At 58.3% G+C, this 21,052-nt stretch carries 20 protein-coding genes, 1 tRNA gene and 1 riboswitch; of the genes, 15 read left to right on the forward strand and 6 right to left on the reverse strand.

What is annotated here, in order from left to right; all coding sequences use genetic code 11:
* The first annotated feature begins 163 nt into the window (after positions 1 to 163).
* A riboswitch (guanidine-I (ykkC/yxkD leader) is annotated at positions 164 to 264 on the forward strand.
* Between the two features lie 62 nt (positions 265 to 326).
* The 12 genes from KVG95_RS12050 to KVG95_RS12105 all read left to right on the forward strand — a co-directional run bounded on the left by KVG95_RS12050 (position 327) and on the right by KVG95_RS12105 (position 13,531).
* On the forward strand, positions 327 to 1,394 hold the full coding sequence (locus KVG95_RS12050; protein ID WP_217856618.1) for a putative urea ABC transporter substrate-binding protein: 1,068 nt from the start codon (positions 327 to 329) through the stop codon (positions 1,392 to 1,394).
* Positions 1,395 to 1,411: 17 nt separating this feature from the next.
* Positions 1,412 to 2,227, forward strand: coding sequence for an ABC transporter permease (locus tag KVG95_RS12055; RefSeq protein WP_123721960.1), 816 nt, complete (start codon positions 1,412 to 1,414; stop codon positions 2,225 to 2,227).
* A gap of 19 nt (positions 2,228 to 2,246) precedes the next feature.
* Positions 2,247 to 3,035, forward strand: a complete 789-nt coding sequence (locus tag KVG95_RS12060; RefSeq protein WP_217856619.1) for an ABC transporter ATP-binding protein — start codon at positions 2,247 to 2,249, stop codon at positions 3,033 to 3,035.
* A 12-nt stretch (positions 3,036 to 3,047) separates the two neighbouring features.
* Positions 3,048 to 3,773, forward strand: coding sequence for an urea amidolyase associated protein UAAP1 (locus tag KVG95_RS12065; RefSeq protein WP_123721962.1), 726 nt, complete (start codon positions 3,048 to 3,050; stop codon positions 3,771 to 3,773).
* A gap of 11 nt (positions 3,774 to 3,784) precedes the next feature.
* Complete coding sequence (locus KVG95_RS12070) at positions 3,785 to 4,438, forward strand: urea amidolyase associated protein UAAP2 (protein ID WP_217856620.1); 654 nt, start codon at positions 3,785 to 3,787, stop codon at positions 4,436 to 4,438.
* A gap of 308 nt (positions 4,439 to 4,746) precedes the next feature.
* A complete protein-coding gene (gene uca / locus KVG95_RS12075) occupies positions 4,747 to 8,388 on the forward strand; it encodes an urea carboxylase (protein WP_217856621.1) in 3,642 nt (1,213 codons plus the stop codon).
* A 15-nt stretch (positions 8,389 to 8,403) separates the two neighbouring features.
* Positions 8,404 to 10,182, forward strand: coding sequence for an allophanate hydrolase (atzF, locus tag KVG95_RS12080; RefSeq protein ID WP_217856622.1), 1,779 nt, complete (start codon positions 8,404 to 8,406; stop codon positions 10,180 to 10,182).
* 92 nt (positions 10,183 to 10,274) lie between these two features.
* Entirely contained in the window at positions 10,275 to 10,493 is a 219-nt protein-coding gene (locus KVG95_RS12085) for a cysteine-rich CWC family protein (protein WP_052964783.1), read from the forward strand.
* A gap of 45 nt (positions 10,494 to 10,538) precedes the next feature.
* The gene (locus KVG95_RS12090; RefSeq protein ID WP_217856623.1) at positions 10,539 to 11,231 is read left to right on the forward strand and encodes a pseudouridine synthase; all 693 of its coding nucleotides are present in this window, start codon (positions 10,539 to 10,541) and stop codon (positions 11,229 to 11,231) included.
* A 314-nt stretch (positions 11,232 to 11,545) separates the two neighbouring features.
* On the forward strand, positions 11,546 to 12,430 hold the full coding sequence (locus KVG95_RS12095) for an alpha/beta fold hydrolase (protein ID WP_217856624.1): 885 nt from the start codon (positions 11,546 to 11,548) through the stop codon (positions 12,428 to 12,430).
* Positions 12,431 to 12,611: 181 nt separating this feature from the next.
* Positions 12,612 to 12,685 (forward strand) — tRNA-Gly (locus tag KVG95_RS12100).
* Positions 12,686 to 12,970: 285 nt separating this feature from the next.
* Positions 12,971 to 13,531, forward strand: a complete 561-nt coding sequence (locus tag KVG95_RS12105; RefSeq protein WP_052964786.1) for a hypothetical protein — start codon at positions 12,971 to 12,973, stop codon at positions 13,529 to 13,531.
* 31 nt (positions 13,532 to 13,562) lie between these two features.
* On the opposite strand, the gene KVG95_RS12110 is transcribed toward KVG95_RS12105, so the two are convergent.
* From KVG95_RS12110 to KVG95_RS12130, 5 genes are read right to left on the reverse strand one after another with little or no spacing between them, the layout of a single operon-like run.
* Complete coding sequence (locus tag KVG95_RS12110) at positions 13,563 to 13,880, reverse strand: cytochrome C oxidase subunit IV family protein (protein WP_030132679.1); 318 nt, start codon at positions 13,878 to 13,880, stop codon at positions 13,563 to 13,565.
* A gap of 13 nt (positions 13,881 to 13,893) precedes the next feature.
* Positions 13,894 to 14,607: a heme-copper oxidase subunit III family protein gene (locus KVG95_RS12115; protein WP_123721971.1), complete on the reverse strand. Its 714-nt coding sequence runs from the start codon at positions 14,605 to 14,607 to the stop codon at positions 13,894 to 13,896.
* A gap of 6 nt (positions 14,608 to 14,613) precedes the next feature.
* The gene (locus KVG95_RS12120) at positions 14,614 to 15,303 is read right to left on the reverse strand and encodes a cytochrome c oxidase subunit 3 (RefSeq protein WP_217856625.1); all 690 of its coding nucleotides are present in this window, start codon (positions 15,301 to 15,303) and stop codon (positions 14,614 to 14,616) included.
* On the reverse strand, positions 15,300 to 17,075 hold the full coding sequence (gene ctaD / locus KVG95_RS12125) for a cytochrome c oxidase subunit I (protein ID WP_217856799.1): 1,776 nt from the start codon (positions 17,073 to 17,075) through the stop codon (positions 15,300 to 15,302). The genes KVG95_RS12120 and ctaD overlap by 4 nt, the downstream gene beginning before the upstream one ends.
* 50 nt (positions 17,076 to 17,125) lie before the next feature.
* The gene (locus KVG95_RS12130) at positions 17,126 to 18,592 is read right to left on the reverse strand and encodes a c-type cytochrome (RefSeq protein ID WP_217856626.1); all 1,467 of its coding nucleotides are present in this window, start codon (positions 18,590 to 18,592) and stop codon (positions 17,126 to 17,128) included.
* A 368-nt stretch (positions 18,593 to 18,960) separates the two neighbouring features.
* Between KVG95_RS12130 and KVG95_RS12135 the strand changes: the two genes are divergently transcribed.
* The 3 genes from KVG95_RS12135 to KVG95_RS12145 all read left to right on the forward strand — a co-directional run bounded on the left by KVG95_RS12135 (position 18,961) and on the right by KVG95_RS12145 (position 20,187).
* Positions 18,961 to 19,296, forward strand: a complete 336-nt coding sequence (locus tag KVG95_RS12135; RefSeq protein WP_217856627.1) for a hypothetical protein — start codon at positions 18,961 to 18,963, stop codon at positions 19,294 to 19,296.
* A gap of 267 nt (positions 19,297 to 19,563) precedes the next feature.
* Positions 19,564 to 19,743 (forward strand): type II toxin-antitoxin system HicA family toxin, encoded by a 180-nt coding sequence (locus KVG95_RS12140; protein ID WP_217856628.1) that lies wholly within the window; start codon positions 19,564 to 19,566, stop codon positions 19,741 to 19,743.
* A 36-nt stretch (positions 19,744 to 19,779) separates the two neighbouring features.
* Positions 19,780 to 20,187 carry a type II toxin-antitoxin system HicB family antitoxin gene (locus KVG95_RS12145; protein WP_217856629.1) on the forward strand — a complete coding sequence of 136 codons (408 nt, stop codon included), beginning with the start codon at positions 19,780 to 19,782 and terminating at the stop codon, positions 20,185 to 20,187.
* Positions 20,188 to 20,243: 56 nt separating this feature from the next.
* Here the strand turns inward: KVG95_RS12145 and tam are convergent, their stop codons facing one another.
* The gene (gene tam / locus KVG95_RS12150; protein WP_217856630.1) at positions 20,244 to 21,014 is read right to left on the reverse strand and encodes a trans-aconitate 2-methyltransferase; all 771 of its coding nucleotides are present in this window, start codon (positions 21,012 to 21,014) and stop codon (positions 20,244 to 20,246) included.
* Between the last annotated feature and the right edge of the window lie 38 nt (positions 21,015 to 21,052).

Below are 21,052 nucleotides of genomic sequence, written 5' to 3' on the forward strand. Positions count from 1 at the left end.
GCATAGGCATGCGCCAACGCACCACGACAAGGCAGGGCATGCCGCTCGTTTATCTTCCCCCTTTCCTCTATGCCCCAAGCCAGAGGGCTCAAGCCGACTTGGCACGGCTCTCGCTTAACCAAAGACGTGCAGGAGTCATCACAGGTTCGCGGCACCACAATTTGCAATGGCTGACTAGGGTTCCGGCTCGCTTAGGCGAGTGGCTGGTCCGAGAGTTGGCGACCTCCAGTTGAGGTTACACGGCGGGACAAAAGCCCGGGAGACAAGCCACCGTTCGCGGTGCCGCTGCCTTCCTGTCCGCCCTTGATCAACTGGAGAACCATCCCATGTCCCGACTTCGTTTACCCGCCCTGCTCGCCACTGCTTTTGCAGCCCTCGTGAGCGTCTCGTCCCAAGCCGCACAGAAAGACCATTTCAGCGTCTGCTGGACTATTTATGCCGGCTGGATGCCCTGGGAATATGCCGGCAGCCAAGGCATCGTCGACAAATGGGCGAAAAAGTACGGCATCAAAATCGATGTGGTACAGCTCAACGATTACGTCGAATCCATCAACCAATACACCGCCGGCCAGTTTGACGGTTGCACCATGACCAACATGGATGCGCTGACCATTCCGGCTGCCGGTGGCGTCGACAGCACAGCGCTGATCGTCAGCGACTTCTCCAATGGCAACGACGGCATCGTGCTCAAAGGCGAAGGCAAGAAAGTCGCCGACCTCAAGGGCATGGATGTCAATCTGGTGGAGCTCTCGGTGTCCCACTACCTATTGGCCCGGGCACTCGATTCGGTGGACCTCACCGAGAAAGACCTGAAAGTGGTCAACACCTCCGACGCCGATATTTCGGCCGCCTTCAACACCGACCAAGTCAACGCCGTCACCACCTGGAACCCGATGCTCTCGGACATCAAGGCCAAGCCCGGCGTGACCGAAGTGTTCAACTCCAGCCAGGTTCCCGGCGAAATCATGGACATGATGGTGGTCAACAGCGCCACCCTCAAAGACAACCCGGCCCTGGGCAAAGCCCTGACCGGCGCCTGGTTTGAAGTGGTGGAATTGATGAACACCAAAAACGCCGCCAGCAAAGCCGCCCTCGAACACATGGCCAAAGCCTCGGGCACCGACCTGGCCGGTTTCCAGGCGCAACTCGACACCACCAAATTGTTTGCCTCACCGAAAGAAGCGTTGGAGTTCGCCACCAGCAAGCAACTGCCCGACACCATGCGCAAGGTCGCCGAGTTCTCGTTCCAGCACGGCTTGCTCGGTGAAGGCGCCAAGGACACCAGCGCCATCGGCATGGCCTTCGCCAATGGCGTGACCAGCGGCGACAAGACCAACCTCAAGCTGCGCTTCGACCCGAGCTACGTGCAGATGGCTGCCGACTCCACGTTGTAACAACGGAGGACTAGGCCATGCGCCTGATCAATCGCCACCCGGATCGCCCGAGTCGCCTGCTGTTGGTGATCCTGCCGTTCGCCTTGGTGCTGTTCGCCTACTTCATGGGCTCGGCCGATCGGCTGATGGACAACCCTAATGACAAACTGCTGCCCAGTGCCGTGCAGATGACCGACGCAGTGAAACGCTTGGCCTTCACTGCCGACACCCGCACCGGTGAATACCTGCTCTGGCAAGACAGCGCCGCCAGCCTGCGACGGCTGGCCATCGGCCTTGGCATCAGTGCGTTGGCCGGGCTGTGCCTGGGCATCGCCGCCGGGACCCTGCCGCTGTTTGGCGCACCGTTGTCGCCGGTACTCACCGTGCTGTCGATGGTGCCGCCGCTGGCGATCCTGCCGATTCTGTTCATCGTGTTCGGGCTGGGGGAGTTGTCGAAAGTGATGCTGATCGTGATCGGTATCACCCCATGCCTGGCGCGGGACCTGGAACAGCGCGCCCGGGAAATTCCCGTCGAGTTGCTGATCAAGGCGCAGACGCTCGGCGCTTCGACCTGGACCTTGATGCTGCGGGTGGTGCTGCCGCAATTGTTGCCGCGCCTGTTGATATCGCTGCGACTGATGCTGGGATCGGCGTGGTTGTTCCTGATCGCAGCCGAAGCCATCGCCTCCACCGATGGTCTCGGCTATCGGATTTTCCTGGTGCGCCGCTACCTGGCGATGGACGTGATCCTGCCGTATGTCGTCTGGATCACCCTGCTTGCCTGGCTGATGGATTGGGGCCTGAAACGCCTGACTCAGCGTGCTTTTCCCTGGCACCAAGGTGCCTCCAAATGAGTTATGAAGGGGCCCGCGCATGAGCTTCATCAAAGTGAAAAACGTCTGGCAGCAATACGCCGATCAGGTCGTGCTTGAAGGTCTGAACCTGAACGTCAACGAGGGTGAGTTCTGCACCTTGGTGGGTGCGTCAGGTTGCGGCAAATCGACTTTCCTGCGGCTACTGCTGGGCCAGGAACGGGCCAGTCGCGGCGAGATTCTGTTGGACGGCCAGGCCCTGGCCAGCGAACCGGATGCCAGCCGTGGCGTGGTATTCCAGCGCTACTCGGTGTTCCCGCACCTGAGCGTGCTGGACAACGTTGCCCTCGGCCTCGAACTGCCGCGCTCGCCCCTGCTGGGGCGGTTGTTCGGCAACGCCAAACGCGAGGCGCGGGAACAGGCTTCGGTGCTGCTGCACAAAGTCGGCCTCGGTCACTCGCTGGACAAGTACCCGGCGCAGCTCTCCGGCGGTATGCAACAACGGCTGGCGATTGCCCAGGCGCTGATCATGAAGCCCAGAGTGCTGCTGCTCGACGAACCCTTCGGTGCGCTCGATCCGGGCATCCGCAAAGACATGCACGGCTTGCTGCTGGAGCTGTGGCGCGAGACGCAGCTGACGGTGTTCATGGTCACCCATGACCTGTCCGAAGGTTTCAGCCTCGGCACCCGTTTGCTGGTGTTCGACAAGGTCCGCATCGACCCGCATGCCCCCGGCGCCTATGGCGCACGCATCACCTACGACATCCCTTTGAACAGCGACCGCCGTGCCAATCGCGCCGCCGTCGACGCCCTGCCGGCTCAGTTGGCAGGTTCGCTTCGCATCGCTTAGAGGAATTTATACATGACTGATTCGACCCAACTATTTCCGCCCTTCGCCGAAGAAATGCTCCCCGGCGGCGGCCATCGTTCTTTCGTTCTGAAACGCGGCCAATTGCTGCGCCTGACCGACCTGCGCGGCGGTGCCAACGTCAGCCTGACGCTGCTCAATGCGCATGAAAAAACCGAACGCCTGAACCTGCCCGACAGCCTCAAATGCCAACACACCGCCAAGCTCACCACTGGCCATTGCCTGTACTCGGACATGGGCCGCGTATTGGCGGCAATCACTGCCGACACGTGCGGCTGGAGCGACAGCCTCGGCGGCGTGCTGTGCGCTGAAGAGGTCGCGCAAAAGTACGGCGCGGGCCGCTATCAGGAACTGCGCAACGGCTTCTTCCGCAACGGCACCGACAACCTGTTGGTGGAACTGGGCAAGTGGGGTTTGGGCCTGTCCGACCTGTTGATGACCCTCAACCTGTTCAGCCGCGTGAACGTCGATGAGGCCGGGCGTTTCCACTTCGTCGAAGGCAATTCCAGGGCCGGTGATTACATCGAGTTGTACGCGCCGATGGACACCTTGGTGGTGCTCACCGCGCTGCAGCATCCGATGGATCCGGCGCCTGAGTACGCCCCCAAACCGCTGAAGCTCAGCTGGATGAACGCTGACGCGAGTGTCGCCGAACACTGCCGCACCTCGCGCCCGGAAAACGAGCGCGGCTTCATCAACACCGACCGTCTGTTCGCCTGAGGATCGCTGCCATGTCACTCGCTATCGCCACCGCTGCCGTTACTACAAACAGGCAACCAGAAACCGCGATCTACCGCGCCACCATCCCTGCCGGCGAACCCTGGCTGATGGAGGTCAAGGCCGGCCAGACCTTGCGCATCCTCGATCTGGAAGGCAATCAGGCCGTCGACACTTTGTTCTACAGCCTCGCCAATCCCAAGGAGCGCTATGACGTACAGCGCACGTTGCGTCGGCAGAACAGCGTCTACCTGAGCACCGGCAGCGTGCTCTATTCCAACCTCGGAAAACCGATGCTGACCATCGTCGCCGACACTTGCGGGCGTCACGACACCCTCGGCGGTGCCTGCGCCCAAGAGAGCAACACGGTGCGTTATGCGCTGGAGAAACGCTACATGCACAGCTGTCGCGACAACTACCTGCGCGCCTGTGCCCACGATGGTCGGCTGGGCAAGGGAGACATCGGGCCGAACATCAACTTCTTCATGAACGTGCCGGTGACGGCCGACGGTGGCCTGACCTTCGAAGACGGGATTTCGGCGCCGGGCAAATACGTCGACCTGCGGGCCGAGATGGACGTGATCTTGCTGATCTCCAACTGCCCGCAACTGAACAACCCCTGCAACGCCTACAACCCGACTCCTGCGGAGCTGCTGGTATGGAACTGAAAATTTCGCGCTTGCGGCGGTGGTTGTTTGCCCTCTGCCAGTCCCGCTCCGGCCAGTGCCTAAAAAAGTAAAAACACCACAACCCAAATGTGGGAGCGGGCTTGCTCGCGAAGGGGCCGTCACATCCAGCATTGATGTCGACTGACACTCCGCTTTCGCGAGCAAGCCCGCTCCCACAGGGGGTCAGCGGTGTTTTTGAAGTGAACTGATTCTGCCGCCGAGGACGACCTCGGCGCCTATCGAAAAACTGCGGGACGGCCCGCATCCCAGGTCGAGGCTGATGCGTTATCGCCTCCGGGGGTTATGCCATGTTCGAAAAAGTCCTTATTGCCAACCGCGGCGCCATTGCCTGTCGCATCTTGCGTACCTTGGATGAATTGCAGGTCAAGGGCGTTGCCGTTTACTCCGAAGCCGATGCCGCCAGCCTGCACATCCTGCAAGCCTTTGAGTCCCAAAGCCTCGGCGAAGGCGCTGCCGCTGGCACTTATCTGGCCGTGGATAAAATCCTCGCCATCGCAAAAGCCACCGGCGCCACCGCGATTCATCCCGGTTACGGCTTTCTCTCGGAAAACGCTGCATTCGCTCAAGCCTGCGAAGCGGCCGACATCGCCTTCATCGGCCCCACACCGGAGCAATTGCGGGTGTTCGGCCTCAAGCACACCGCCCGCGCACTGGCCAAGCAACACGGCGTACCAATGCTCGAAGGTACCGAGCTGCTCGATAGCCTCGATGCAGCGTTGATAGCGGGCGAACAGGTCGGTTATCCGGTGATGCTCAAAAGCACCGCCGGCGGGGGCGGCATCGGTATGCGCGTGTGCCGTAGCGCCGACGAATTGAGTGAATCATTCGAAGCCGTCAAACGCCTTGGTCAGAACAATTTCAGCGACGCCGGCGTGTTCATCGAAAAGTACATCCAGCGCGCCCGGCATCTGGAAGTGCAGGTCTTCGGCGACGGCCAGGGCGAGGTGCTTGCCCTCGGCGTGCGCGACTGCTCAGTGCAGCGACGCAACCAGAAAGTCCTCGAAGAAACCCCGGCACCGAACCTGCCCGAGGGCATGGCCGAGGAACTCTGTGCAGCGGCAATCAAACTGGCCAAAGCGGTGAGTTACCGCAGCGCGGGCACTGTTGAGTTCGTCTTCGACAGCGATGCCCAGCGTTTCTATTTTCTTGAAGTGAATACCCGTTTGCAGGTGGAACACGGCGTCACCGAACAAGTGTGGGGCGTCGATCTGGTGCGCTGGATGGTCGAACTGGCGGCCGGTGATTTGCCGCCGCTGCGCGAGTTGAGCCAGGGATTGCAAGCCAACGGTCATGCGATTCAGGCGCGACTCTATGCCGAAGATCCGGGTCGGGATTTTCAGCCGAGTCCCGGTCTGCTCACGGCCGTCAATTTCCCGGTTACCGATGGCAAACACCTGCGCATCGACACGTGGGTCGAGGCCGGTTGCGAGATCCCGCCGTACTTCGATCCGATGATCGCCAAGGTCATCAGTTGGGCACCGACTCGTGAAGCAGCGCGCGTCGATCTGCATCAGGCTCTGGGCGACAGCCTGCTGTACGGGGTGGAAACCAACCGCGATTACTTGCGGCAGATTCTGCTCGATACGCCCTTTGCCAGCGGCCAGCCGTGGACCTGTTGCCTGGAAGGTCTGGTCTATCAAGCCAACACCTTTGAAGTGCTCAGCGCTGGCACGCAGACCAGCGTTCAGGACTATCCGGGACGCCTCGGTTACTGGGCGGTGGGCGTGCCGCCGTCGGGGCCGATGGACAGCCGGGCACTGCGTCTGGGCAATCGCTTGCTGGGTAACGATCAAGGTGCAGCGGCGCTGGAAATCACCATGAGCGGGCCGCTGCTGCGTTTCAATTGTGAGGCGGTGGTGGCCGTCACGGGTGCAGTGATTCCGTTGATGCTGAACGGTGAAGCGGTGCCGATGAATACCACACTGTTGATTCCTGCCGGTGCCACTTTGAGTCTCGGCACCATTGGCGGTGCAGGCGCGCGCAGCTATCTGTGCCTGCGCGGCGGCGTGCAAGTGCCGGATTATCTGGGTAGCAAAAGTACCTTCACCCTCGGTCAGTTTGGTGGGCATGCTGGTCGCGCATTGCGCGCTGGGGACGTATTGCATGTTCCGGCTTTGAGCGATCACAGCGCCGGGCAAAACCTGGCGATCCAGCACGTTACCGAGTTGCCCGCCGTGCGGCAGATTCGGGTGATTTACGGCCCTCACGGTGCCCCGGAATATTTCACCGAAAACTACATCGGCACCTTCTTCGCCACGCAGTGGGAAGTGCACTTCAATTCCAGCCGCACCGGTGTGCGGTTGATCGGACCGAAGCCTGAGTGGGTGCGTGCCGACGGTGGTGAAGCGGGATTGCATCCGTCGAATATTCATGACAATCCGTACGCGATTGGCGCGGTGGACTTCACTGGTGACATGCCAGTAATCCTCGGTCCCGATGGCCCGAGTCTCGGTGGCTTTGTCTGCCCGGTGACGGTGATCGAGGCGGACCTTTGGCAACTGGGGCAGCTCAAGGCTGGGGACAAGGTTCAGTTCGTCCCGGTCGATCTCAAGACCGCCCGCAATCTCGCCTTGAAATGGGATTCCTGTGGGAGTGGGCTTGCTCACGAAGAAGTTGATGCGGTGCCTGATCTGGCCCCTTCGCGAGCAAGCCCGCTCCCACAGGGGATTGTGTCGCCTGTGGTGTTGGATATTGGTCAGGGGGATACGCGGCTGGTTGCACGTCTGTCGGGCGACACTCATTTGTTATTGGAAATCGGTGCTCCCGAACTGGACCTGGTCCTGCGCTTTCGCGCTCACGCGTTGATGCAGGCATTGGAAAGCAAACACCTGCACGGCGTGATCGACCTGACGCCGGGCATCCGCTCGCTGCAAGTGCACTATCAACCGGAGCAACTGCCGCTGGCCGATCTGCTGGGCATTGTCGCCGGTGAATGGGACTCCGTGTGCGCCGCCAAGGACCTGCAAGTGCCCTCGCGCATCGTCCATCTGCCACTGTCCTGGGATGACCCGGCCTGCCAGTTGGCGATCGAGAAATACATGACCACCGTGCGTAAAGACGCGCCCTGGTGCCCGAGCAATCTGGAGTTCATCCGCCGCATCAACGACCTGCCGAACCTCGACGAAGTGCAGCGCACAGTGTTCGACGCCAGCTATCTGGTGATGGGCCTGGGCGACGTCTACCTCGGCGCACCGGTCGCCACCCCGCTCGATCCTCGGCATCGCCTGGTGACCACCAAGTACAACCCGGCCCGCACCTGGACCGCGGAAAACTCGGTAGGCATCGGCGGCGCCTACATGTGCGTGTACGGCATGGAGGGCCCCGGTGGTTATCAGTTCGTCGGTCGCACGCTGCAGATGTGGAATCGCTACCGCGAAGTCGCCGCGTTCGACGGCAAACCGTGGCTGCTGCGCTTCTTCGACCAGATCCGGTTCTACCCGGTGAGCGCCGATGAACTGTTGCGCATTCGTCGGGATTTCCCGCTTGGGCGCTTTGATCTGAACATCGAACACAGTCAGCTGAATCTGGCGGATTACCAGGCGTTTTTGGCGAAAGAAGCCCAGGGCATCGCGGCATTTCGGGATCAGCAAAAAAGCGCATTCAATGCCGAGCGCGAACGCTGGATCGCCAGCGGCCAGGCGCATTTCGACAGCGAAGAGCTGGCCCCGGAAATTACCGAAGATGCACCGTTGGCCAGCGGTCAGCAGAGCGTCGACAGCCACATCGCCGGCAACCTCTGGCAGGTTCAGGTGCAGGCTGGCAGCCGGGTCGCGGCGGGGGATGTGCTGGTGATTCTGGAGTCGATGAAGATGGAAATCCCGCTACTCGCGCCCATGGCGGGCGTGGTGCGCGAGATTCGCGTGCAACCGGGTTCGGCGGTGCGCGCCGGGCAGCGTGTGGTGGTGCTGGAACTCGATTCAAGCCATTAAAAAAGGATTAACGCCATGAACATCAATCTGCAACTCGACGCCCTGCGCAACGCTTATCGTGACGGCAGCACTACGCCTCGGCAACTGCTGCTGAGCCTGCGTGAAAAAGCCGCGGCACTGAACCCGGACTATCACCTATTCATCCATTTGCTCAGCGCCCTGGAACTGGAACCGTACCTCGCCGCACTCGACGATCGTGACCCAGGCAGCCTGCCGCTGTACGGCGTGCCGTTCGCGATCAAGGACAACATTGACCTGGCGGGCATTCCCACCACGGCGGCGTGTCCGGCGTTTGCTTATGTGCCGGAACGCTCGGCAACCATCGTCGAGCAACTGCTGGCGCTGGGTGCGATTCCGTTGGGCAAGACCAATCTCGACCAGTTCGCCACTGGCCTCAATGGCAGCCGCTCGCCCTATGGCGCTTGCCCGAACAGCGTGTTGCCGGAATATCCGTCGGGCGGTTCCAGCGCCGGGTCTTCACTGGCGGTGGCGCTCGGCGTGGCGAGCTTTTCCCTGGGCACGGACACGGCAGGCTCCGGTCGCGTGCCGGCGGCATTGAATAATCTGGTCGGTTTAAAAGCCAGCAAAGGGCTGATCTCCACTGCCGGTGTGGTTCCGGCCTGTCGAACGCTCGATTGCGTCACGACCTTCACGGCCACGGCCCGGGAGGCCAGTCAGTTGCTCGCACTCACCGCTCATCTCGATCCACGGGACGAATACAGCCGCAGTAATCCGCTGTGGAATGACGGTTCGGCCTTCGGCACACCGCGTCCATTCCGTTTCGGCGTACCCCGTGCGCAGGATCTGGCGTTCTTCGGCTGTCCTGAAGGCCCGTTGCTGTTCGGCGACGCCATCGACCAGCTCAAAGCCATGGGCGGCGAAGCGGTCGAGCTGGATTTGTCGCCGTTTCTCGAAGCGGCGCGGTTGCTCTACGAAGGGCCGTGGGTGGCGGAACGTTACAGCGTGGCCGGCGAGTTGATGGAGCAACATCCTCAAGCCGTGCTGCCGGTGATTCGCGCCGTATTGACCAAAGCCCCAGCGGTGACCGGCGTACAAACCTTCCGCGCCCAATACCGTCTGCAGGCTTTGAAAGCGCTGTGCGACAAAGCCCTGGAAGGCCTTGATTGCGTGGTCACGCCAACCATCGGCCGCCCGGTGACACTGGCGGAGCTTGCGACCGAACCGGTGCTGCGCAACTCGGAACTGGGCTACTACACCAACTTCATGAACCTGCTCGATTACGCCGCCGTCGCCGTGCCCAGCGGATTCATGGGCAATGGTTTGCCATGGGGCGTGACGTTGTTCGGCCGGGCATTTACCGATCAGTATCTGTTGAGCGTGGCGGATGCCTTGCAACGCCAGCAAGGGTTGGCCGCGCCTGCGCCGACGAATAGTGCGCGCAATGATCGCGCACGGCTGGTGGTCTGCGGCGCGCATCTGGATGGGCTGGCGCTGAACTGGCAACTCAAGCAGCGTGGAGCCCGTTTGCTCGAAGCCACTCACAGTTCCCCCGACTATCAACTGTATGCCCTGGCCGGTGGCCCACCCTATCGCCCTGGCATGGTCCGAGTGAAGGAGGGTGGCGCGGCGATAGCGGTAGAAGTATGGGAGTTGCCAAGCAGTGAGTTGGGTTCGTTCCTGACCGCTATTGCGGCACCGCTGGGGTTGGGCAAGGTACAACTGGCGGATGGGCGCTGGGAGAGCGGGTTTATCTGTGAGCCTTATGGGCTGGAGGGGGCGGTGGATATCAGTCATTTGGGCGGGTGGCGGGCGTATCTGCAAGATCGGCGTTGATTTGCGGGATCGCCGGCTTGCGCAGGAGTGCTTGCCGGCCGATCATGCGCGGTCTCGGGCCAAACAAACCGGCCGTAACCGAATGCCCCTTCATGAATAAACCTGACCTCTGCCCGGCTTGCGGCGCCTCCAACGACTGCAGCCTGGCTGACCCGCGAACCGTTGATCGTGCCTGCTGGTGCTACGGCGTCAGCATCGATCCGGCGGTGCTCCAGGCATTGCCCGCCGAGCTGCGCGACAAGTCCTGCCTGTGCCCGGCCTGCGCCCAGGTCGAGATGCAGTTGCAAGCAGCCGCTTGGCCGATCACGTAAGATGCGCGGTGCTCTCCCACTGAATCCTTCCACCGAACCCTAGCCATGCGCGTTGACCGTTTCCTCAGCAACCTGCCCCGCTTCAACCGTAAGCAGGTACGCCTGTTGCTGGTGGAAAAGCGCGTCAGGGTCGACGGAGAAGTTGTCAGCGACCCTCACGCCGAGGTACTCGAGTTCAGCCGCGTGGAAGTCGACGACGAAGTGCTGCAAGCTGGCAAGCCGGCCCGCTACTTCATGCTGTACAAACCACCCGGCTGCGTCAGTGCCACCCGCGACCCGCAACACCCGACGGTACTCGACCTGATCGATGAACCGGACAAGGATGACCTGCACATCGCCGGTCGCCTGGATTTCAACACCACCGGCCTGATGCTGATCACCAACGATGGCAGCTGGTCGCGACGCCTGACCCAACCGCAGACCAAACTGCCCAAGGTCTACTACGTCGAGACGGAGCAGGACATCACTGCCGAATATGCGATCACCTTCGCCAAAGGGCTGTATTTCGCCTTCGAAGACCTCACCACACAACCGGCCGAATTGTTCGTGCTCGGGCCAAAATCTGCGCGCCTGAGCATCGTCGAGGGCCGCTATCATCAGGTCAAACGGATGTTCGGCCACTTCGACAACAAGGTGTTGCGCCTGCACCGCGAATGCATGGGTCCGCTGGTGCTCGACGACACGTTGAAGCCCGGCGAATACCGGCCGTTGAGCAGCGATGAGATCCGAATGATCTAAGCAGGCGACCGCTCAGCAGAAGCCGGTGAAAATTTTTCGAAAGATACTTGCGCGATGACGTGACCCCTGCTTGAATCAGGACGTCGGCGCGAAACGTGACCGACGAGTCACAAAACTACTCTAAGAAACTTTTTGCCGGCAGAGAACCCTCAGGTTCCGCCTTCCCCCGGCAAACTGCCCGCTTATAACAATACCCGTCGACCGGCTTTCAATGGATCGACATGGGCCTTCAAAATTCCAGGCGTATGCCTACCTGTCACAAAGCTCGTGCAATCTGATTTGCGCGCATACCCGCTTGCCAGGAGTCTTATGACATGAGGCCAGAAATCGCTGTGCTGGATATACAAGGTCAGTATCGGGTTTACACGGAGTTCTATCGCGCAGACGCCGCAGAAAAGACCATCATTCTGGTCAACGGCTCGATGTCCACGACTGCGTCGTTTGCCCAAACCGTGAAAAACCTTTATCCGCAGTTCAATGTGGTGTGCTACGACCAGCCCTACGCGGGCAAGTCAAAAGCCCACAACCTGCATGAGAAAATGCTCACCAAGGAAATCGAAGGGCAGATCCTCCTTGAGCTGATCGACCACTTCGCCGCCGAGCACGTGCTGTCGTTTTCCTTTGGTGGCGCCGCCACTCTGGTCGCCCTCGCCCAACAGCCACGGCGCATCGAAAAGGCTGTGATCAGCTCGTTCTCGCCGGTGGTCAACGAGCACATGCTCGACTACCTTGAGCGCGGTGTCGATTATCTCGGCAGCCGTGACGGGAACCGGGTCGGTGACTTGGTGAACAGCACCATCGGCAAACACCTGCCCTCGCTGTTCAAGCGCTTCAACTACCGTCACGTCAGTTCATTGGCCGAACATGAATACGGGCAAATGCATTTTCACATCAGCGACGTACTTCACAGCGACCGTCAGTGCTACCTGAACGCGGCGAAGAAAATCAACGTGCCAGTGCTGTTCATGAACGGCGAATGGGACGAGTACACCGCCGCCGCCGATGCCAAGCTATTCGCCGGCCACGTGCAGCACAGCACCTTCAGCACCCTTCAGGCCACCGGCCACTTTCTCGACATGGAGCACAAAGCTGCCTGCCGAGACAGCCGCAACGCACTGCTGGGCTTCCTGAAACCGACGCAACACGAAAGCCGGCCGCGTTACCACTACGTCCAGGACCACCATGCATTGGCAATCTGAAACAGAGTCATCGCGAGCAAGCCCCACCCTGCAGCGTTAAACGCATTCCTGTAGGAGCGAGGCTTGCCCGCGAATGACCGCTACGCGGTCGATGCTTTCGTTTCACCCGTGCTAAAGCCATCGCGCGCAAAGAAAAACTTCATTTTCACGCCCACATCTGGTACAAAGTCAGCCGCTCTGAGCGGGTGTCGTATAATGGCATTACTCCAGCTTCCCAAGCTGATAACGAGGGTTCGATTCCCTTCACCCGCTCCAATCGAATTTTTATCTCACGCCAGTTTTTGACGGGGGATGCAGGAACAGAAAAAAACCGGCCTTGATGGCCGGTTTTTTTGTGTCTGGGGTTTAGGGGCTTGCGCCAAGCCCTGCCACCTCTCAGATCTTGACGTTACCCGTCCCACATACTAGCGAATGCTATACTTCCTACGAATTGCATGAAGTGTGCAACGTTCCCCACGTGTACAGATACCGACTGCAAATCTCAGTTAGCGGCTGCAGGACAGAGGAGGTTCACAGCCAACACGAGATGGGAGGTGTGGCATGAATCGACACTATTACATCAGTGACAATCTCGACGATCTCGAAGCCGTTGAAAATGAACTGGAAGCCAACGGCATCAATAGCGAACAAATTCACGTGCTCAGTGAACAAGTTGCTGATGTTGAAGAACATCACCTCCACGAGGTTAACTCGTTAATGAAACAGGATGTTGTTCACTCTGGCGAGATTGGTGCTGTGGTCGGTGTGCCACTCGCGGCGCTGATCCTTGCCGGCGCCTATTGGATGGGCTGGACCGAATCCGCCGCAGGCTGGGTGCCTTTTATTTTCCTGGCCATTGTTATATTTGGCTTCTGCATCTGGGAAGGCGGCTTTTTTGGTATCCAGGTGCCGAACGCTCACTTCCGCAATTTTAAACAGATGGTAGAAGAGGGAAAACATATCTTCTTCGTGGATGTTGAACCGGATCAGGAACCAGTATTGGACCGGGTCATCGAACATCATCCAACGCTGACGGTCGCCGGCACGGGAACGGCAGCCCCCCACTGGACAGTGGCCTGGCAGCACAAATGGCATCAATTCAAGCGAGTGATATCGGGTTAGCCCTGGAGACTCATGGCCATTCGGAGGCTGCTTATTGGCCGAAGGAAATGACCCGGCTGAGGAAAACATAGTCTGCCTCGGTGGCCATCAGTCCGACGAGCACCAGTAAACATAAAGGTGGCAACAATATGGCGTAGACCATGGTCAACCGTTCCCAGGCCATGTGCATGAAGATGGAGACAATTAAACCTGCCTTCAACAACATGAAAGTGATAATCAGGGACCACCGAAGGTAGCCATGGAAGTGGAAATAGTCGACAAGGTACGACAGCGTGCTGAGGACGAATAACAGCCCCCAGATTTTAAGGTACAAACTGATTGGATGTTGCTGACCCTGAGCATGTGCCATCACCCGTGCTCCTCTACCATAAATAGAAGAAAGCAAAAATAAACACCCACACCAAATCCACGAAGTGCCAGTAGAGCCCGGCTATCTCGACGTTCTGATAGTTTCCGGAGCGCTCATAATCTCCCCGCATTACTTTCAGCGCCACAATACCGAGGTAGAGGGCGCCGATAGACACATGCAGTCCGTGGAAACCGGTAATCATGAAAAAGCTGGCACCAAATTGCGCCGCCCCCATGGGGTTCCCCCAAGGACGCACTCCTTCCGCGATGAGCTTGGTCCATTCAAATGCCTGCATGCCGACGAAGGTCACCCCCAAGGCAGCGGTCGCCAGCATCAGGGCAGCGGTTTTCGCGCGCTCACGGCGATAGGCGAAATTAACGGCCATGGCCATGGTGCCGCTGCTACTGATCAGCACAAAGGTCATGATCGCGATCAGAATAAGCGGGATTTCTTGACCGGCAATCGTCAATGCGAACACTTCACTGGGGTTCGGCCAGGCGGTGGTGATGGTCATGCGTACCGACATGTAGCCGGTTAAAAAACAGGTGAATATAAAAGTATCGCTGAGCAGGAATATCCACATCATCGCCTTGCCCCAAGGGACCTGCTTGAAGACCTCTTTATCCGAGGCCCAGTCGCTGGCGATGCCCTGCCATCCCGGTGCAGGCGGTGAGTCTGGGGGATTGGATGAACTGGATTCGCCTGGGGCGAGTGGGTGCGATGCCATGGCTTTTCACCTCAGGCCGCAGAATCTGGCGATCGCTTCATAGGTTTCCGGCGTGCTGGCCAGCAAAGCGAATAGCACGAACCAAAGACCCAGTAAGTAATGCCAATAAATGGTACAGAGTTCTACGCTGACGCTGAGTTGCGGCAACGGCACGCGACGCAGGAATTTAGCGACGATTATTCCCCAGGCTATCAGCCCGCCCAGCAGGTGGAGCCCATGCAGGCCGGTCAACAGGTAGAAGAAGCTGTTGGCCGGATTGCTGGCGACAAAGTAGCCCCACGCGACAAACTGCTGCCAGACCCAGAATTGCCCCACCAGAAAGGCAATGGCAAATACGCCTCCCAATGCAAAACCGATGACCGTTGCGTCCAGTCGAGCCTGTCGGGCGGCCATACGCGACCACTGCAGTGCTATGCAACTCAATACCAGAAAAGCCGAATTCAGCCATAGCTGCCAGAGATTGGCTAACGGCGCCAAGGGGTCTGTCAGGGGGAGCCAGTCGGCCATTTGTGAACGGGCAATAAAGGCGAACAGGAAGAGAAAGAATAACGAGCTCACCACGACCAGAAACAAGCGCAGGCCCGTTCTTGCGATTTGACTTCTATCAGCCTCGGTGGCCTGAATACCCCCAGGGTCGCGACTCCAACTGCCGCCGGGGTCAGCACCGTCGGCGTTTCTCAATAGCAGCCTTTTCATGTTTTAACGTCCGCTATCTTGGTTCCGGCACTCAGTTGCCGCATCTGCTCCAGCTCCTCGGCGGAGACCGTTTGCGGAACGAAATCCTGTTCTATCCCCGGCACACTGTAGTCATAGGCCCAGCGATGCACGACCGGCAGCTTCGCTCCCCAGTTACCGTGTATCGGCGGGGTGTTCGGCGTTTGCCATTCCAGACTGGCCGCGCCCCAGGGATTACTGCCTGCGGGCTTGCCCTTGAATGCACTCCAGGCCAGGTTGAACAGGAACAACAGCTGGGAAACACCGACGGTCAATGCGATCACCGTAATGAAGGCATTCAACTCTTGCGCCGACTGCGGGATGAACGCGTAGTTTTCATAGGCGTAGTAACGGCGTGGCATCCCCTGAAAACCGAGGTAGTGCATGGGAAAGAAGATGGCGTAGGTACCCAGAAAGGTAATCCAGAAATGCAGTTTGCCCAGGGTGTCGTTCAACATGCGCCCGGTTACTTTCGGGAACCAATGATAAATGCCGCCGAAGACCACCAGCACCGGTGCGACCCCCATGACCATATGAAAATGGGCTACGACGAAATAGGTGTCCGAGAGCGGAATATCCACGATCACATTGCCGAGAAACAACCCGGTCAGACCGCCGACCAGGAAGGTGACGATAAAGGCCAGGGCAAACAGCATCGGCACGGTCAGATGAATGTCGCCCCGCCACAGGGTCAGCACCCAGTTGTAGACTTTCAGTGCGGTCGGCACCGCGATGATCAAGGTGGTGACGGCGAAGAAAAAGCCAAAGTACGGGTTCATTCCGCTGACATACATATGGTGCGCCCAGACCACAAAGCTGAGTACGCCAATCGCAATAATGGCCCACACCATCATTCGGTAGCCGAAGATATTTTTACGCGCATGCGTGCTGATCAAGTCGGAGACCAGGCCAAACGCAGGCAGAGCCACGATGTAGACCTCCGGGTGGCCGAAGAACCAGAACAAGTGCTGGAATAATATTGGGCTGCCACCCTGGTGATCGATCTGCTGCCCCAGCGAGATCATCGCCGGCATAAAGAAGCTGGTGCCCAACAGCTTGTCGAACAGCATCATGACCGCACTGACGAACAACGCCGGGAACGCCAGCAAGGCCATAATCGAGGCAATGAAGATGCCCCATACGGAGAGCGGCATGCGAAACAATGTCATGCCGTGCGTGCGCGCCTGCAACACCGTGGTTACATAGTTCAACCCGCCCATGGTGGCTGCAACAATAAAAATCGCCAGTGAGACGAGCATCAGGACGATGCCCCACTCGACTCCCGGTGTTCCCTGAGAAATGGACTGTGGCGGATAGAGCGTCCAGCCCGAACCGGTGGGGCCGCCGGGGACAAAGAAACTGGAGAGCAACACCACTACCGCTAACAGGTAGAACCAGTAACTCAGCATGTTGACATAGGGGAAGACCATGTCGCGGGCGCCCACCATCAGCGGGATCAGGTAGTTACCGAAGCCACCCAGAAACAAGGCCGTCAGCAAGTAAATGACCATGATCATGCCGTGCATGGTCATCGCCTGATAGTAAGCACTGGCGTCCATGAACTCCAAAGTGCCGGGGAAGCCAAGCTGTATACGCATCAAGCCGGACAACACCACGGCGATAACGCCCACGAATAGAGCCGTCAAAGAATATTGAATGGCTATGACCTTGTGGTCCTGACTCCAGATATATTTGGTCAGGAAACTTTTGGGTTCGTGTAGTGCTTCTGTTTCGGCTTGCTCCGCATAGGCCATCACGTCATCCTCCTGTTCGAAGTTTCGGTGCATTCCTGGCTGCTTTACGGCTACTTCCCTGGCTCCGCCTTGCTCGCATCAGCGTCGGCTTTCGCTTTGGATTTGATAAAAGCGATCAGTGCGTTCAACTCCTGATCATTCGGCGCAAAGGCCGGCATGACGGCTGCGTAGCCTTTGACGATTTTGGCGCCGGGATTAAGAATCGAATCCTTTATATAGCCCTCCTCGGCCTTGATACTCGTACCGTCGGCAAGGGTTACGGTCTCGCCATAGAGACCCTGCCAGCTGGGGCCGACACCCTTGCTACCATCGACACTGTGACAGGCCAGACAGCCGAGCGACTCGGCCAGCCGCTGCCCCTGCGTCGCCAAGTCGTCACCTCTGTCCAACTTTTCGCTGGCAGAAGGTTCTTGCTGCGCGGCACCCAAAGATTTGATCAGGGCGACGACAGCACCCAGTTCATCTTCAGTGAGAGTATAGGCCACCATGACTGGCGGGTAGCCCTGTACCAGTCGGGCCTTCGGATCGAGGATCGACTCCTTCAGATAGGCCTCATCGACCAGCGCACTGGTGCCATCGGCAAACTGTTCAGTGCGACCGTACAGCCCCTTCCATCCAGGGCCGAGACGGGTACTGCCATCCTGGCTATGGCAGGCACCGCAACCGTATTGTTCGACCAGTAAGCGACCTTTTTCCAGCACGCTGTCCTGACTGGGTTTGGCAGCTGTCGTTAATGTCTGCGCAAAAGTGGGTTGGCTGTTCAGCCATTGATCGAAGGCGCCCTGCTCTTCCACGATCATCTGGCCGCGCATATTGTAATGACCTACGCCACAATATTCAGCACAAAGGATTTCATATTTCCCGGTTTTAGTCGGCGTAAACCAAAAGTACGACACCATCCCCGGCACCATGTCCATCTTGCTGCGAATTTGCGGGATATAGAAGTTGTGCAGCACATCTTTAGAGCGCAGTAAAACTTTCACTGGCTGATCGAGCGGAAGGCGAACTTCATTGTTTTTTATAAGCACATCGTCCTGCCCAAGAGGATCTTTGGGATCAAGGCCGAGGGGATTGGTGAAATTAACAAACTTGATATCCGATTTACCCAGCTTGCCGTCCTGGCCGGGAAAACGAAAGGCCCACTGCCACTGCTGGGCGACCACTTCAAGTTCATACGCATTTTTCGGCACCCGGATAAAATCACTGTAAACCACCAGGCCTGGCGCCAACATTGCAGCAATACCTACCGAGGTCACGATAATCAACCATGTTTCCAGTTTTTTACTTTCTGGCTGATAGTGCGCCCTGGCACCCTCTTTGTGACGATAACGCATCACGGCTACCGCCATAAATACCGTGATGGCGATGAAAAATATCCCACTAATGATCAGGGTGATGAACAGGGTGGTGTCTATTGATCCCCAGTTAGAAGCTGCCGGTGTCGCATGCCAAGGCGCTAGTATATGGAACAACACTGATGCAATAACGATTAGTATCAAGATAATTGCTATTGCCATTTTCTGTCATCCTATTCCTGTTGTTCACTGGTTATGCAACAGCATCGCCACTGACGTCCAAGCAGGGCAGACAAGTACCATCCATTCCGACGGCAAAGTCCGCAAGAAGTATAGTGCATGGACGGATCAAGCGCTTTTTCTGAAAATTCCGGGGCCCGGATATTCCAATTCGAACATTAAGTTAATCGTTTAAAGCTATTCGCTACATATAACTATGGATATTCAGCATTACGTCTCTCGGGACTAAATAGGCGTGGCGAATTGACGTGGGTACAGCAAGCAAGGCCGAGTTGCCAGCTATACTCAATCCTGATGATGAGAAGAGACAAGAGCTACAGAGTCCAGCAGTCCACGACGGAGATTTCGTCATGAGTAACCTGACGATCGAAGGCTGGTGCAAACCCAGCGGCGCCCAAAAATCCACCCCGGTGGGTGAGATCAGCTTTGATGTCGATGGCCCCCTCCATCTGCGTCTGGAGCAAGCTGAAGAACGCCTACAGAAGACCCATGAGCCTGAAGCCATGGTTGATGTCGACATGAGCTCAATGGATTTGATCCTGCCAGAGGGATACGACCCCTTGTCCGACTGCCAAATGCGCGTCTACTTGCAGCACGGGCGCGGTCAGTTCCATTTGGTCGGGCATCGAGCGAGCGATGGAAGCTTGGTCTATACCAACGCGGTTTTGATTGATCAGCTGATTTAAAAGCTACAGCGTGATACTCGAGGGAACACAAGAGCCGGTCCGAAGTGGCCGGTTTTTTTATGCATGAAATTTGATCTCCCTCGCTCTCCAGCGCCTCGGCAAAACCCTGCAATACAGAAGCCGGCCTTGCCCAAGTTACGCCAAATGCCCTCCTAGACTCGTTTCATGCCGCTAACACCTCGGTGCTCAGGATGCATTGGTGGTTATAGTGTTGATCAGTGGATTTCAGTAGGTATAGTAACCACAAGCACACCACACGGAAGTGATGTGAATAGCCGGTTTTTGATAAGCCAAATCGTTGCAGATGGCTGGTATCTGGTACCAATCAAGGGAAGCCATCACCATTTCAAGCATCCGACCAAGCCAGGACTGGTAACGGTTCCTCCTCCGAAAAAGGATCTGCTCAAAAAAACGGCCATCAGTATTTTGCAACAGGCGCTGCTCTGACGAGCCGATGGACAGCGCCTTCGGAGGATGACGAACATGCTTTACCCAATTGCGATTTCCATGAGCGATGACGAACACGCCTGGGGTGTAGAAGTACCGGATATTCCGGGTTGTTTTTCCGCCGGCGAGGATCTGGATGACGCCATGGCCATGGCGCGCGAAGCCATCGAAGGCCATTTCGAAATATTGGCGGAAGACGGATCACCGATTCCGCCCGCCAACAAAGTGACCCTGCATGCGGCCAATCCGCAATACGCAGGGTGTACGTGGGCCGTGGTGGACATCGATGTCACCAAATACCTGGGCAAGGCCCAGAAACTCAACATCACCCTGCCCGGCTACCTGCTCAACCGCATCGATGAGTACGTACTGCATCATCCGGAAGAGAAGAGTCGCTCCGGGTTTCTGGCCTCGGCGGCGCTCAAGGTTTTGCAGCAGGGCTGATGGTTCGAAGGTTGGTCAACCAAAGGGACAAACAGCCAGGCATATCCCTTTGTAGGTCAGCGCGTCGCCACCATGAACAACCGCGGAAACGGCAACAGCACTGAACCATCGCTCAGTGCCGGATAGGCCCTCTCGATCGCCGTCAGATACTGCTCGAGATACTGCACTCGCTCCGCTTCATTCAGCGGCTCAAGAAAAGGCCGCAAACCGCTGCCCTTGAACCACTCGACAATGCCCGACGCGCCATCCGCGAGGGGATGATAGTAAGTGGTGCGCCATACATCGACCCGGGTGCAGTGGGCACGCAGCATCGAGTAGTAACCACCCGCATCCTCCATTTCCGTTCGCAGGCCAGCGACTCTTGCCAGTTTGTCAGCCCAAGGGCCGTTCGCTGCGACCTCGCGCATCAACCTGTGCGACGGTTCGTTGAGGTTGTCGGGCATCTGAATCGCCAGGCTACCGCCGGGAGCAAGCCTGGCCACCAATGACGGCAGCAACCGGGCGTGATCGGGCAGCCATTGCAATACCGCGTTGGCGAAAATCACGTCGAACGGACCGGTCTCGTTCCAGGTATCAATGTCAACCGTGTCGAAACGCAGGTGAGGCATGCGCTTGCGGGCGGCCTCGATCATATCGGGTGAACTGTCCACCCCTCGCACCGCGGCATTGGGAAAGCGCTGCACCAGCAACTCGGTGGAATTTCCCGGGCCGCAACCGATGTCGATTGCCGATTGGACGTCCATTGCGGGGATGGCGGCCAGCAAGTCACGCGCCGGGCGCGTTCGCTCATCTTCAAAAGCTACGTATTGTTTGGCGGACCAACTCATATCGCTCTCCTGTCGGTGGTTATAGTCAGAGGCAGACA

This window comes from Pseudomonas farris (assembly GCF_019145235.1).
Classification (GTDB): domain Bacteria; phylum Pseudomonadota; class Gammaproteobacteria; order Pseudomonadales; family Pseudomonadaceae; genus Aquipseudomonas; species Aquipseudomonas farris.